Source organism: Sphaerisporangium krabiense (genome assembly GCF_014200435.1).
Taxonomy (GTDB): Bacteria; Actinomycetota; Actinomycetes; order Streptosporangiales; family Streptosporangiaceae; genus Sphaerisporangium; species Sphaerisporangium krabiense.
In genome coordinates this window covers 372,604-387,026 of the sequence record NZ_JACHBR010000001.1, presented here as the reverse complement: position 1 = coordinate 387,026, position 14,423 = coordinate 372,604, and the positions used below count along the sequence as shown (strand labels likewise).

General features: G+C 71.3%; 11 protein-coding genes. 8 read left to right on the top strand and 3 right to left on the bottom strand.

Translation table 11 applies throughout. From position 1 onward, the window contains the following. Positions 1–91: 91 nt before the first annotated feature. Both BJ981_RS38960 and BJ981_RS01670 read right to left on the bottom strand, forming a co-directional pair. Positions 92–802 carry a DUF4129 domain-containing protein gene (locus tag BJ981_RS38960; RefSeq protein WP_239139144.1) on the bottom strand — a complete coding sequence of 237 codons (711 nt, stop codon included), beginning with the start codon at positions 800–802 and terminating at the stop codon, positions 92–94. Further along, entirely contained in the window at positions 799–2,229 is a 1,431-nt protein-coding gene (locus BJ981_RS01670) for a DUF7847 domain-containing protein (protein ID WP_184607981.1), read from the bottom strand. Before BJ981_RS01670 ends, BJ981_RS38960 begins: the two co-directional genes overlap by 4 nt. A gap of 306 nt (positions 2,230–2,535) precedes the next feature. On the opposite strand from BJ981_RS01670, the gene mtrA reads away from it, so the two are divergent. The 7 genes from mtrA (at position 2,536) to BJ981_RS01635 (ending at position 10,974) form a co-directional block, all read left to right on the top strand. Then, positions 2,536–3,213: an MtrAB system response regulator MtrA gene (gene mtrA / locus BJ981_RS01665; protein WP_184607980.1), complete on the top strand. Its 678-nt coding sequence runs from the start codon at positions 2,536–2,538 to the stop codon at positions 3,211–3,213. A gap of 34 nt (positions 3,214–3,247) precedes the next feature. Continuing rightward, complete coding sequence (gene mtrB, locus BJ981_RS01660; RefSeq protein ID WP_184607979.1) at positions 3,248–4,990, top strand: MtrAB system histidine kinase MtrB; 1,743 nt, start codon at positions 3,248–3,250, stop codon at positions 4,988–4,990. Further along, positions 4,980–6,785, top strand: a complete 1,806-nt coding sequence (locus BJ981_RS01655) for an LpqB family beta-propeller domain-containing protein (protein ID WP_184607978.1) — start codon at positions 4,980–4,982, stop codon at positions 6,783–6,785. Before mtrB ends, BJ981_RS01655 begins: the two co-directional genes overlap by 11 nt. 139 nt (positions 6,786–6,924) lie before the next feature. After that, positions 6,925–7,596, top strand: coding sequence for a ComF family protein (locus BJ981_RS01650; RefSeq protein WP_239139145.1), 672 nt, complete (start codon positions 6,925–6,927; stop codon positions 7,594–7,596). A 565-nt stretch (positions 7,597–8,161) separates the two neighbouring features. Next, on the top strand, positions 8,162–8,833 hold the full coding sequence (gene hpf, locus BJ981_RS01645; RefSeq protein WP_184607976.1) for a ribosome hibernation-promoting factor, HPF/YfiA family: 672 nt from the start codon (positions 8,162–8,164) through the stop codon (positions 8,831–8,833). Positions 8,834–8,971: 138 nt separating this feature from the next. Further along, on the top strand, positions 8,972–9,673 hold the full coding sequence (locus tag BJ981_RS01640; protein ID WP_184607975.1) for a response regulator: 702 nt from the start codon (positions 8,972–8,974) through the stop codon (positions 9,671–9,673). 71 nt (positions 9,674–9,744) lie between these two features. Next, entirely contained in the window at positions 9,745–10,974 is a 1,230-nt protein-coding gene (locus BJ981_RS01635) for a winged helix-turn-helix domain-containing protein (protein ID WP_184607974.1), read from the top strand. Positions 10,975–11,014: 40 nt separating this feature from the next. On the opposite strand, the gene BJ981_RS01630 is transcribed toward BJ981_RS01635, so the two are convergent. After that, positions 11,015–11,290 carry an HGxxPAAW family protein gene (locus BJ981_RS01630; protein WP_184607973.1) on the bottom strand — a complete coding sequence of 92 codons (276 nt, stop codon included), beginning with the start codon at positions 11,288–11,290 and terminating at the stop codon, positions 11,015–11,017. 307 nt (positions 11,291–11,597) lie between these two features. Here BJ981_RS01630 and secA point away from each other — a divergent pair, with 307 nt between their 5' ends. Further along, positions 11,598–14,399 (top strand): preprotein translocase subunit SecA, encoded by a 2,802-nt coding sequence (gene secA / locus BJ981_RS01625; RefSeq protein ID WP_184607972.1) that lies wholly within the window; start codon positions 11,598–11,600, stop codon positions 14,397–14,399. Positions 14,400–14,423: the final 24 nt, after the last annotated feature.

Here is a 14,423-nt window from a genome sequence, read left to right as displayed (position 1 = left end):
GCGGCGGAGCCGCTCACGGACGCCGCGGCGGAGTCGTTCATGGGTTCCGCGGCGGAGCCGCCCGTGGCCGGGGGCGGGCAAGAGGTCACGGTCATGGGGCGGCCGTCCCGGGCGGGGCGGCGTGCGCCCGCCCCGCGAGCGCGGCGGGCCTGGCGGCGCGCAGGTCCTCGTCCAGGGCCGTCATCGTCCCGTAGTCCTCCGGCGATCCAGGGCGCTGCCCGTAGGTGACGTCGTCGAACAGCCGCGCGGCCCCGGCCAGCCGTCCCGCGAACGCGGGCAGCTCCGCGCCCGCGGCCTCCGCCAGCTCGTCGGCCGTGCGGCCCGGCTGCGGCGCGACGATGGCCCGGTGCTCCAGGTCGCGGGCGATGGCGCGCAACCGCTCGCGGATGGCCTCCGCCCAGCGGGACTCCCCGGCCAGCCGTCCGGCCTCCTGCCGGTGCTCGTCGGCGGTGCGCTCGCGCGTCCCGAACAGGCCCTCGGCCGCGCGCCTGCCGCCCGTGGCCTTCCGCGCCTGCCAGGCGATCAGGCCGATCAGCGCGGCGATGAGCACGACGATGACGGCGAGCGCCAGGAGGCCGCCGGGCACGCCGCCCGGCGCCTGGTCGAGCAGGCCGCCGAAGAACTCCCGCACGATCCTGACCAGGCGCTCCAGCAGCGATTCCTGCTGGTACTCGGGCCTCACGAGCTCTTCGAACGCCCGGCGGCGCGCCTCGTCGCGGCCGATGTCGCCGAAGATCGCCGAGGAGGCGGTCGCGAGGAGGCTCGCGGAGATGGTCACGGAGATGGTCGTGGAGATGGTCACAGCCCTCCGGGGCCGCCCGGGGCGTAGGGATGATGGCGGGGGTCCTGCGGATGGTACCCGCCCGCGTGGCCCGCCGCGTGGGAAGGGTGCCACAGGTCGTCGGCGGCCGAGGACACCCACCCCTGGCGGTACTGCTCCGCCGCCGCGGTGCGCAGCACGAGGTCGAACGCCTCGGCGCGCATCCGCCTGTCGGTGTAGAGCAGGCCGTTGACGCCCGCCTGCAGCGGGTAGGTGATCATCGAGGTGAGGATGCCGCCGATGACGAGCAGGATCGTCGTGAGCACCGTGGCGATCAGGCCGTCGCGGCCGGTGAAGGTGACCAGCATGGTCAGCACGTTCACGGGCACCGACAGGATGCCGCCGATCAGCGCGGTCAGGATCATGGTGAGGACCAGGATGCCGAGCGTGCGCCAGAAGGCGCCGCCGACCAGGCCCCAGGACCGCCGGAGCGCCTCGAAGACGCCGCGGCCCTCCAGCACCACCGCGGCCGGGGCCAGCGCGAGGCGCGTGGTCATGATCAGCGCGTAGACCAGGTAGCCGAGACCGAGGAGCAACGCGGCGGACGCGACGCCCGCCAGGGTCGTGCCGATCGCCGCGAGCGCCACCAGCAGCAGGACGATGAGCGCCAGCGGGGCCAGCACGATCAGCGCGGTCAGAACGGCGAGGCCGAGCAGCGCCGGCAGCCTCGGGCGGGTCAGCCGCCAGGCCTCGCCGATGGTGATGCGCCCGCCGAAGACCGCGCGGCCGAGGATGCGCGTGAGCACGCCGGTCAGCATCGTGACCAGGAAGAACTGCATGATGTACGAGAGCGCGCCGCCGCCCAACTGGGCGATCGCGCCGCCGACCGGCGCCTCGGTGTCGTACGTGAGCGACGACGGGTCGGCGAGCATGCCGCCGAGCGCGTTGAAGTAGATCGCCTGGCCGATCGCCAGGGGAAGCGTGCCGACGGCCGCGGCGATGGCCGACAGGCCGAGCGTGGCCTTCGGGTTCGACCGGATCAGCTTGATCGTGCCGTCCAGGATGTCGCCGACGCCCAGGGGACGCAGCGGGATGATGCCGGGGCGCGGCGCGGCCGGGGGTGGCGCCTGGCCCCCCTGCCCGTACGCCGAGTATCCGTACTGTTGCCGGCCGTACTGCTGCCCGTACGCGTCCTGCCCGTACGCCTGCCCGCCGTGCTGCCGGCCGTACGCCTGCCCGCCGTCCTGTTGCCCGTACCCGTACGGCCCCTGCTGCCCCGGCGCGTACGCCTGGCCGTCCTGGGGAGGGGCGTTCTGACCTGGGGGAACCTGGCCCTGCCCTGCCTGGTCGGCGGGGGGCGCGTCGCCGGGTGACGTCCACGGCGCGCCGGCCTGACCGGAGTACGGCGGAGGCTGGTTCTGCGCCCAGCCTCCAGGGGTGCTGGACGCGGAGCCGTGACCGTCTGACATATCCCAATCCTGGCATGTCGCGCGGCTCTTCGGGGTTCTGACCGTAGTGATCACGTCAGGGGATGGCCGAATACGACCCACTTGACGCACACTTGGGGGAGGGGGCCGCACTCCCGCGCCACGCCACATGGCAAGCTCATCGAGCCAGATCATTGGCGGGTTGTGTAACGTGCGCCTAAAATTCAGCCTTTGGTGACGCCAATGTTCGACCGTTTATCGCCCGGTGCTGACGCACGGGTAACCTTCGGTCGGTCTAACCGCTTTCGCCGCAACCTTCTCGAACCTGTGCAGAACGAATGAGGGGCCATGAAAGGACGCGTGCTGGTCGTCGACGACGACGCCGCTCTCGCCGAGATGCTCGGCATTGTCCTTCGGGGGGAGGGCTTCGAGCCGTCGTTCGTGTCCGATGGCGACAAGGCGCTGGACGCGTTCCGTGACACCCGGCCGGACCTGGTTCTTCTCGACCTGATGCTTCCCGGTGCCGACGGCATCGACGTCTGCCGCCGCATCCGCGCCGAGTCCGGCGTGCCCATCGTGATGCTGACGGCCAAGAGCGACACGATCGACGTCGTGCTGGGGCTGGAGTCCGGCGCGGACGACTACATCGTCAAGCCCTTCAAGCCGAAGGAGCTCGTCGCCCGGGTGCGGGCGCGGCTGCGCCGCACCGACGAGCCGACCCCCGAGGTGCTGCAGATCGGCGACATCACCATCGACGTCGCCGGTCACTCGGTCAAGCGCGAGGAGGACACGGTCAACCTCACGCCGCTGGAGTTCGACCTGCTGGTCGCGCTCGCCCGCAAGCCGCGCCAGGTCTTCACCCGCGAGGTCCTGCTCGAGCAGGTCTGGGGCTACCGCCACGCCGCGGACACGCGGCTGGTCAACGTGCACGTCCAGCGCCTGCGGGCCAAGATCGAGAAGGACCCCGAGCACCCCGAGATCGTGGTCACCGTCCGCGGCGTCGGCTACAAGGCCGGGCCGGCGTAGCCGGCGCGGCCGCGCCGTGACCTCCACGCCTTCCATGGCCACCGCGCCCCTTCCCGGCCGCACGGGCCCCGCCCGCCCGAAGCCGAAGAAGAAGACCCGCAGGACGCCGCGCCAGATCGTGCGCGGCGTCCGCAGGCGCGCGCGGCGCGCGGCCGGGCGGGTGCGCCGGGTCTGGCGCCGCTCGCTGCAGCTCAGGGTCGTCACCAGCACCCTCTTCATCTCCATGACCGTGGTCGCGGTGCTCGGCTTCTTCCTCATGCAGATGATCGACACGGCCGTGCTGCGGGGCCGGGTCGACTCGGCGACCTCCGAGGCGCGGGCCAACGTGACCACCTTGGGCGGATACCTGGAGCAGCCGTCCGCCGCCACGCCCCCGGACGCGCCCGCCCGCGACGGCGGTCCCGACACCGCCTTCGCCAACCCGGTCGACCAGGCGGCCTACGCCATGGCCCAGCGGGCGGACTCGCGCTACAGCGTCGTGATCCTCAACGCCGACCTGGTCGGCAGCGACCGCGTCACCGACAACCTGGACCCCAAGAGCGTCACGTGGAAACTGCGCGACGCCGTGCTGCAGAACAAGGACGAGCCCCGCGCGCTCTACACCCCGATGTACTACGTCGGCAGGCCGCAGCCGATCCCCGCGCTGGCCATCGGCGCGCTCGTCGGCGACTACGAGGTCTACCACTTCTTCCCGCTGGAGGACGACGTCAAGACGTTGTCCGCCGTCCAGCAGTGGCTGGTCGTGGTCGGCGTGGCGCTGGTGCTGCTGCTCGCCGCCGTGGCCTCCCTGGTGACCCGCCAGGTCGTCACGCCGGTCCGGCTCACCCGCCAGGCGGCCGAGCGCCTCGCCGCGGGACGGCTGGAGGAACGGCTGAAGGTGCGCGGCGAGGACGACCTGGCCCGCCTGGCCACGTCCTTCAACGAGATGGCCTCCAACCTCGCCCTGAAGATCCACCAGCTCGAAGAGCTGTCCCAGGTGCAGCGGCAGTTCGTCTCCGACGTCTCCCACGAGCTGCGCACCCCGCTGACCACCGTCCGCATGGCGGCCGACCTGCTGTACGAGAGCCGTGAGGACTTCGACCCCGCCACCGCGCGCGCCGCCGAGCTGATGCAGAACCAGCTCGAGCGCTTCGAGTCGATGCTCGCCGACCTTCTGGAGATCAGCCGCTACGACGCCGGCGCGGCCACGCTCGACATCGACTCGGTGGACATGCGCGACGTGGTGCTGCGCGCCGTCGGCGATTCCCAGCCGCTGGCCGAGCGCAGGTCCACCCGGCTGGACCTGCGGCTGCCCGGCGAGCCCTGCATGGCCGAGGTCGACAGCCGCCGGGTCGAGCGCATCCTGCGCAACCTGCTGTTCAACGCCATCGAGCACGGCGAGGGCCGCGACATCGTGGTCGCCCTCGGCGCCGACCGCGACGCGGTGGCGGTGGCGGTGCGCGACCACGGGGTGGGGCTCAAGCCCGGGGAGGAGAACATGGTCTTCGACCGCTTCTGGCGCGCCGACCCGTCCCGGGCCCGCACGATCGGCGGCACCGGGCTCGGCCTGGCGATCTCCCGCGAGGACGCCATGCTGCACGGCGGGTGGCTGCAGGCGTGGGGCATGCCGGGGGAGGGGTCGCAGTTCCGCCTGTCGCTGCCCCGGCAGGCAGGGTCCGAGCTGCGCGGCTCGCCGCTGCCGCTGGTGCCGCCGGAGGTCGAGATGCGGCGCACCTGGCGGGGCCACGCCACGCCGGTGCTCTCGCCCGCCGTCGAGGGGGCCTTCGATGCCGACTAGCCCGTCGCGGCCGGCCAGGCGGGTCAGGCCGCCCCGCCGTACGGGCCCCTCCAGGCCCGTACGGCTCACGTTCGGCGCGTCGCTGGCCGCGGCCCTCGCGTTCCTCTCGGCGTGCTCGACCGTGCCCACCGGCGGCAACCCCTTCACGGCGCGCGGCCCGGCCGCCAAGGACCCGCTCAGCCAGCCGTACGTGCGCATCCTCGCGGCGCCGCCGAAGCCGAACGGCGAGCCGATCGACATCGTCAACGGCTTCCTGGCCGCCGCGGCCGGCTTCGACGACCCTCAGCGCACCGTGGCCCGGCAGTACCTCACCGAAGAGGCCCGCCGCACGTGGGACCCCACCGACGCGGTGGTGATCTACGGCCAGCCGAAGTCCCCCGGCCAGGTCGTCGAGGAGACGCAGGCCCACATCACGATGAAGGCGCTCAAGCTCGGCGCCCTCGACGCAGACGGCCACTACGTGCCCACCGACGCCTCCTCGGGCGGCGAGCTGACCGAGGAGTTCAAGCTGACCAAGGTCGGCGGCCAGTGGCGCATCTCGGCGGCGCCCCCCGGGCTGCTGCTGTCCGACGACGACTTCAAGCGCGCCTACCGCGCCTACGATCTGTACTTCCCGGCCTTCGACCAGAAGGTTCTGGTCACCGACCAGGTGCAGGTGCCCATCGACCCCGAGCAGGGGCTCGCCAAGTCGCTGGTGCAGCGCATGCTCCTCGGGCCGACCACCCCGATCCGCGACGCCGTCGTCCCGGCGTTCGGCCACGACGTGGACGTCAACGACGTCACCGTCGAGGACGACACCGTCGTGGTGGACTTCACCTACGGCATCGTCGACTCCGCGCGGGTCACCTCGCAGAGGATGGCCCTGTCCGCCCAGCTCTCCTGGACGCTGAAGCCGCTCACCGAATCGCGGTCCATCGAGGTCAGGGTCAACGGGGAGCAGTTCCCCGGCGGGCCGTTCGTCATCGACCCGCGCGCCTACGCGAGCTTCGACCCCAACGTCGTGACCGCCTCGTCCGACGCGCTCTTCCTGCGCCAGGGCAAGCCGTACCTGGTCGACAAGGACAACGACCAGCCGCTCGACCGGGGCGCCGAGCCCGCGCGGCAGTTCACCGCCCTGGCCGTGGGCAAGGGCCTGTCGACGCTGGCGTTGCTGGACAAGACGGGCGCGGTCTGGGTCCCCGGAGAGGCGCCCGGCAGCCCCTGGCAGCGCTGGATGCAGGCGGCCGGGCTCACCGCGCCCTCCTGGGACCGCTACGACCAGCTCTGGTCGGTGGCCAAGCTGGGGCCGCGCAGATCGCAGGTGCTCAGGGCGCGCGACGCGACCGGCGCGGAACGCGTGCCCGCCCCTGCCCTGGAGTCCTCCGACGTCAAGGCGTTCCGCGTCTCGCGCGACGGCGCCCGCGTCGCCGTCATCGCCGACGACGGGGGCGGCGACCGCGTGCTGGTCGGGTCGATCGACAGGTCGCGGCCGGAGATCAAGAACGTGCGCCCGCTCGTGCCCACCGACGAGGGACAGGAGATCCTCGACATCGCCTGGCGGGACGCCGGCACGCTGCTGGTGCTCACGCAGAGCGCGTCCGACCGCGAGCTGGCCACCTGGTCGGTCACCCGGGGCAGCAGGTCCGACACGCCCAAGGCGGCGGCCCGCATCGTGACGATCACCGCCGCGCCCGAGCCCGCGCCCGTGTTCGCGGGCACCTCGGACGGCGAGGTCCTGATGTGGGACCCGCAGAAGCGGAAGTGGACCTCCGTGGAGAGGAACGGCGCGACCACCCCCAAATACCCCTTGGGGTGACCTCCGGCGCACCGCGCGTGCCGATCCGCCGATGGCATGCCTGTGGACGGACGGCCCGTTGTGGCCGGGATCGGCCACGGGCTGTGGACGACCGGGGTTCGGCGGCGTTCTCGTCGGGGGCGGGGCCGATGCTGGGCGGGTGCCGACCTTCCTGTCCCACCTGCTGGATCTGATCCTCCCGCCGCGCTGCGCCGGCTGCGGCCGGACGGGCGCCGTACTGTGCGCCGCGTGCCTGGGGGCGATGCGCGCCCGCCCGTTCGCGAGGCCGCCCGCCCCGGGCGGCCCTCCGGAGTGCTGGGCCGCGGCCGTGTACGAGGGGGCGGCGCGCCGGGCGATCCTCGCCTACAAGGAACGCGGGCGCACCGCGCTGCGGCCCGCGCTCGCGGCCTGCCTGCTCGCCGCGATCCGCGCGGCGGGCCCGCCCGCGGCGCCGTTCCTGCTGGTCCCGGTGCCGAGCGCCCGCGGGGCCCTGCGGCGGCGCGGGCATGATCCCGTGGCGGGTCTCGCCGCCCTCGCCGCGCGCGGCCTGCGGGGACGGGGCCGCGCCGCGGCGTGCGCGCCGGTGCTCGGGCACCGCCGCCGCGTGCGCGACCAGGCGGGCCTCAGCGCGCCGGAGCGGGCGCGGAACGTGGCGGGGGCCTTCCAGGTCGCCCCCGCCGCCGCCGGCCGTCTGAGGGGGCGTACGGCCGTTCTGGTGGACGATGTCGCGACCACCGGGGCCACGCTGGCGGAGGCCGCGGCGGCGCTGCGCGCGGCGGGCGCCGAGGTGCCCCTGGCGGTGGTCGTCGCGGCCCCGCGACGACATTTGTGACACGCCCGACACGCCCGGCGACATCCGACTCAAAAAGATTACGAAGGGTAATGATTCCGTCAAAGTCCACGGCCGCACACGCACCCACGTCCTCGCGCCGCGGATGCCGACCTTCCAGGTCAGCGGGCCGGGAACACCGCCCGGGCCGAGCACGAGCATGGCCAACGCCGGGTCTTCCCCTGGACTCGAATCCTCAAGGAAGTCACTCAATGTGATCGTATGGCCGATCTCACGGCTGACATTCGGCCCGGCAGCGACTAGCGTTCGAGCATGGCACCCGTTCGGGTCCGTGGTTGCACCGGACCGACCCCCGCAAGAGGGCCGGCCCGGCTAGCCGATGCCAGCCGCAGGCGAAACGGCCCACGTAAGGCGACTCTTCGTCGACCGATCACGGTGCGGCTTAGAGGTAAGTCCTGCCTTCCCGGAGGTCCGGATGTCCTCCGTCAGAAGAGAAGGGCAGTAGTGGCACAGAGCCGCGAGACCCTCAGCAGGCGGATGTGGGGACGAAGACCAGGTCGGCCGGACGGGTGTCCTCCTCGCTGTCGATACGAAGGGGGGCCTTTGAGTGGACATCATCGTCAAGGGACGGCACACCAGTGTGAGTGACCGGTTCCGCGATCATGTGACGACCAAGCTGGCCAGGATCGAACGACTGGACAACAAGCTGATCCGCGTCGACGTGGAGGTGTCCAAGGAAGCGAACGTGCGGGCTACCGAGGATCGTGAACGGGTCGAGTTGACGATCCACTCCAAGGGCCCCGCCATCAGGGCCGAGGCGTCCGCCGACGACCGCTTCGCGGCGCTCGACATCGCGCTCGGCAAGCTGGAGGGCAGGCTCCGTCGCATCGCCGACCGGCGCAAGGTCCACCACGGCAACCACTGCCCCCCCTCGGTGGCCGCCCTGACCTCCGACCTCGCCGAGACCTACGAGCCGCTTCCCGAGCCGCTCCCCGCCGAGCCCCAGGCCAAGGAACGCGCCAAGGCCGCCAAGGGCCCGCGCGAGGCCGAGGCCTTCGAGGAGCCCATCGTTCCCATCGAGATGGACGGCGACGGTCCCCTCGTCGTCCGCGAGAAGTTCCACAAGGCCGACCCGATGACCATCGACCAGGCACTGCTGGAGATGGAACTCGTCGGCCATGATTTCTACCTGTTCAGAGACAAGGAGAGCGGACATCCCAGCGTCGTGTACCGACGTGTCGGATACGCGTACGGAGTGTTGCGACTCGTAGAACAGTAACCAAGGCGTTCGAAGATCCTCTCGACCCGCCCCGCGACCCGGAAACCCGTGTAATGATGGCGGTTCCGACGGCGCGGGAGCGTCGTGCGGTAGGGCTCGACCTACCCCGCGCGATCTGGCTCCCCACGAGGAGGAGGCGTGACGCAGACCGACGAAACGGCCGGCCGCTCCGGGCGCGAGCCGATCCGCGTGCTGATCGTTGACGATCACGCGCTGATCCGGCGGAGCCTCGAGCTGGCGCTGGCCGCGGAGCCGGACATCGATGTGGTGGGCGAGGCCAGCGATGGTCAGGAGGCGGTCGAGATCGCCGACCGCCTCCTGCCCGACGTCGTCCTGATGGACGTCCGCATGCCCCGCCAGGGCGGCATCGAGGCCACCAGAGCGATCAAGGCCTCGGTGCCGAGCGCGCGGATCATCATGCTGACCGTGAGCGACGAGGAGGAGGACCTCTTCGAGGCGATCAAGGCGGGGGCCACGGGCTACCTGCTGAAGGACGTCCAGATCGACGAGGTCCCCGACGCCGTGCGCGGCGTCCACGAAGGGCAGTCCCTGATCAACCCGGCGATGGCGGCCAAGCTGATCAGCGAGTTCGCCAACATGAGCCGCAAGGAGGCCGAACGTCCTCCGCAGCTTCCCGTCCCCCGGCTGACCGACCGGGAGATGGAGGTCCTGCGCCTGGTCGCCAAGGGCATGAACAACCGTGAGATCGCCAAGGAGCTGTTCATCTCCGAGAACACGGTGAAGAACCACGTCCGCAACATCCTGGAGAAGCTGCAGCTCCACTCCCGCATGGAGGCCGTGGTCTACGCCGTGCGCGAGCGCCTGCTGGAGATCACCTGACCTTCCGCGCGGGCGTGGCGGTGTGACACCTGCGTAGTGGGTTTGTCGGTGGCAGGCTCTACCATCGACGCATGCCCAGTGGTCTCCCCGTTCCCGTGGCCGAACTGTCCGCCGACGACGCCCGGCGCGCCATCCTGCGCGCCCAGGGCTTCCTCGGCGCCGAGTCCCGCAGGGGCGGGGTGGCGGCCGTGCTGCGCCGCCTGGCCGCCGTCCAGCTCGACACCATCTCCGTGCTCGCCCGCTCGCACGAGCTGGTGGCGTACGCGCGGCTCGGGGCGGTCGGCCGGGCCAAGGTCGAGCGGGCCTACTGGCACGAGCCCGCCCTGGCCTTCGAGTACTGGTGCCACGCGGCGTGCATCCTGCCCATCGACCACTGGCCGCTGTACGCGTTCCGCCGCCAGGCCTACCGCGAGCGGCGCTTCCGTTGGCACGAGGTGCCGCCCACCATCGACAAGGTGCTCGCCCAGGTCCGCGACGAGGGCCCGCTGACCACCACCGAGCTGGGCGGCGCCAAGAACGGCGGCCCCTGGTGGGACTGGTCCGACGTCAAGATCGCGGTGGAGTACCTGCTGGACATCGGTGAGGTCGTCTGCACCCGCCGCGTCGGCTGGCGCCGGGTCTACGACGTCGCCGAGCGGGTCGTGCCGCCGTCCCTGCTCGAGGAGACGCTCACCGACGAGGAGTGCGTCACGCGGCTGGCCCGCGTCGCCGGGGCCGCGCTGGGCGTGGCGACCCGCGCCGACCTGATCGACTTCCTGCGGCTCAGGGGCCGGCACGCCGCGATGCTCGACACGGCCCTGGCCGACGGCTCGGCGGGGCTGGTCCCGGTCAGGGTGGCCGGCTGGGAGGCGGCGCGGGGCGGGGCCGTCTCGTGGGCCGACCCGGCGGCGCTGGAGTCCGCCCCGCGGGGCCGCCACCGCACCACCCCGCTGTCCCCGTTCGACTCGCTGGTGTGGGACCGTCCCCGCACCGAGCGGGTGTTCGGCTTCACCCACCGCCTGGAGGCGTACGTCCCGAAGGACAAGCGGGTGCACGGCTACTTCACGATGCCGGTGCTCGCCGGGGGCCGCCTGATCGGCCGGGTCGACCCCGCGCGCGAGGGCGGGACGTTCGTGGCCCGCCAGGTCGGCTTCGAGCCGGGTCCGGGCGGGCGGGTGCGGGCCGACGCGGCCGAGGCCATGGCCGAGGCCCTGCGGGAGGCGGCCACCTGGGTGGGGTGCGACGACATCCGCGTGGAGCGCGTGGTGCCCGCCGAGGCCGCCCTGCCCCTCCGGTCGGCGCTGCGCGCCGGTTCCCTCTGACGTCCGGGCCCGCCGGCCAGGGCGGGCCCGGTCCGGGCGGCTAGCGGTGCTCGAAGGGGGAGTGGTGCTCCTGGACGGCGATCTCGCGCGGGGCGTCCTCGATGACGTCGGAGAAGATGTCGAAGATCAGGGCGAGGATGCCGCCGACCACGACGACGCCCGCGCCGATCCAGAACAGGAACCAGCTGGGTCCCATGCACAGCGCCACCCCGCCGATCGTGAACCCAAGAAGCATCACGGTGACGGCCAGCCAGGAGGTCGGACGCCCCGCGTGGGACTGCCCGCCGTGTGCCTGCGCCGGTGCGCTCTCGGCCATCATGACTCCTTGATCTCGCTTCGGTATCGCGTGTGCCGGGAGGGGTGTGCCGCGGGGCAAAGATTCCCTCCCCTTAACGTCGCACGATATACAACGTGCCCGCCGGTCGTCGCAGGCCGTACCGGTGTAACCGGGATGAACGTCCCCGGCGTGGGGAAAGCCGGGAACTCTCCGGGCCCCGACAGCGTCTTTGACGGTGGCTGTGTGCGGTGGTGAAACCGCCTACCATGGTTACGGGGAACTCTGTTATGTCCTCATGTCCCGGCCGCCGGGCCGCGGTACAGACCTGCGAGGAGCTTTACACAAAGTGCCAGCCATCTTCGACAAGATCCTTCGCGCCGGTGAGGGCAAGGTTCTGCGCAAGCTGAAGCGGATCTCCGAGCAGGTCAACTCCATCGAGGCCGACTTCAAGAACATGACGGACGCGGAGCTGCGCGCGACCACCGAGGAGTACAAGCAGCGCCACGCCGACGGCGAGTCCCTCGACGATCTGCTCCCCGAGGCGTTCGCCACCGTCCGCGAGGCCGCGAGCCGGGTGCTCGGCCAGCGCCACTTCGACGTCCAGATCATGGGCGGCGCCGCGCTGCACCTCGGCAACATCTCCGAGATGCGCACCGGTGAGGGCAAGACCCTCACCTGTACGCTCCCCGCGTACCTCAACGCCATCTCCGGCAAGGGCGTCCACGTCATCACCGTCAACGACTACCTCGCCAAGCGCGACGCCGACACGATGGGCCGTATCCACCGCTTCCTCGGCCTTGAGGTCGGCGTCATCCTGGCGAACATGCCGTCGGACGAGCGCCGCCGCCAGTACGCGGCCGACATCACCTACGGCACCAACAACGAGTTCGGCTTCGACTACCTGCGCGACAACATGGCCTGGTCGCTGGAGGAGTGCGTGCAGCGCGGCCACAACTTCGGGATCGTCGACGAGGTCGACTCCATCCTGATCGACGAGGCCCGCACGCCGCTCATCATCTCCGGCCCCGGCGAGCAGTCCGGCAAGTGGTACCAGGAGTTCGCCAAGATCGTGCCCCGCCTCCGCAGGGGCGTCGAGGGCAAGGACGGCGAGGAGAGCACCGGCGACTACGTCGTCGACGAGAAGAAGCGCACGGTCGGCGTGCTGGAGGCCGCGGTCGAGAAGGTCGAGGACTGGCTCGGCATCGACAACCTCTACAAGCCCGAGCACACCCACCTGGTCGGCTTCCTCAACAACGCCATCAAGGCCAAAGAGCTCTACAAGCGCGACAAGGACTACATCGTCGTCGACGGCGAGGTCCTCATCGTCGACGAGTTCACCGGCCGCGTCCTGCACGGCCGCCGCTACAACGAGGGCATGCACCAGGCCATCGAGGCCAAAGAGGGCGTGAAGGTCAAGGACGAGAACCAGACCCTCGCCACCATCACCCTGCAGAACTACTTCCGCCTCTACACCAAGCTCGCCGGCATGACCGGCACGGCGGCCACCGAGGCGAACGAGTTCCACCAGACCTACAAGCTCGGCGTGATCCCCATCCCGACGAACCGGCCCATGATCCGCAGGGACCAGGCCGACGTCGTCTACAAGACCGAGGACGCCAAGTTCGTCGCGTGCGTCAACGACATCAAGGAGCGCTACGAGAAGGGCCAGCCGGTGCTGGTCGGCACCACCTCGGTCGAGAAGTCCGAGAAGCTCTCCAAGATGCTCAAGCGCCTCGGCGTGCCGCACGAGGTCCTGAACGCCAAGAACCACGCGCGTGAGGCGGCGATCATCGCCGAGGCGGGCCGCAAGCACGCCGTCACGGTCGCCACCAACATGGCCGGTCGAGGCACCGACATCATGCTCGGCGGCAACTCCGAGTTCCGCGCCGACCTCGAGCTCCAGCAGCGCGGCCTGTCGCCGTCCGAGACCCCGGAAGAGTACGAGAAGGCCTGGCCGGAGGCTCTGGAGAAGGCCCGCGACGCGGTCAAGACCGAGCACGAGGAGGTCGTCGGCCTCGGCGGCCTGTACGTCCTCGGCACCGAGCGCCACGAGTCCCGCCGCATCGACAACCAGCTCCGCGGCCGGTCGGGCCGTCAGGGCGACCCCGGCGAGTCCCGGTTCTACCTCTCCCTCGAGGACGACCTGATGCGGCTGTTCAACGCAGCCCGCGTCGAGATGATCATGACGCGGCTGAACATCCCCGAGGACGTCCCGATCGAGTCGGGCATCGTCACCAAGGCCATCGCCACGGCTCAGCACCAGGTCGAGCAGCAGAACTTCGAGATCCGCAAGAACGTCCTCAAGTACGACGAGGTCATGAACCGCCAGCGCAAGGTGATCTACGCCGAGCGCCACCGCGTGCTGGAGGGCGCCGACCTGCACGAGCAGGTCCGCACCTTCGTCGCCGACGTCGTCGAGGCGTACGTCCAGGCCGAGACCTCCGAGGGCTTCGCCGAGGAGTGGAACCTCGACAAGCTGTGGAAGGCGTTCCAGCAGCTCTACCCGATCTCCGGCACCGCCGACGAGCTCATCGAGCGCGAGGCCGGCGGCGAGCGCGAGAGCCTCACGCCGCAGATGCTGAGCAACTGGGTCAAGGCCGACGCGCTGGCGGCCTACGACCGCCGCGAGCAGGAGCTGGGCTCCGAGACCATGCGTGAGCTGGAGCGCCGGGTCATCCTGTCGGTGCTCGACCGCAAGTGGCGCGAGCACCTCTACGAGATGGACTACCTGCAGGAAGGCATCGCGCTGCGGGCCTACGCCCAGCGGGACCCGCTGATCGAGTACCAGCGCGAGGGCTTCGACATGTTCACCGCGATGCTGGAGGGCATCAAGGAGGAGTCCGTCGGGTACCTGTTCAACCTCGAGGTCGAGGTGCAGGACAACCCGATCGTCGAGGAGGTGCCGCAGGACGCCGGCGTCAGCGAGGCCGAGGCCATCATCTCCAAGGCCCTGCGCCGCCCGCAGCGCCCCACGGAGATGATCTACACCGCGCCGGGCGAGAGCGGCGAGGTCGAGCAGACCCGGGTGCGCACCACGGCCGCCGAGCGCGCCGCCTACGGAAACGTCGAGCGCAACGCCCCCTGCCCCTGCGGCTCGGGCAAGAAGTACAAGCGCTGCCACGGCGACCCCAAGAACGCCTCCGCCTGAGCACGTCCCCCGGCCGCGCGCCGG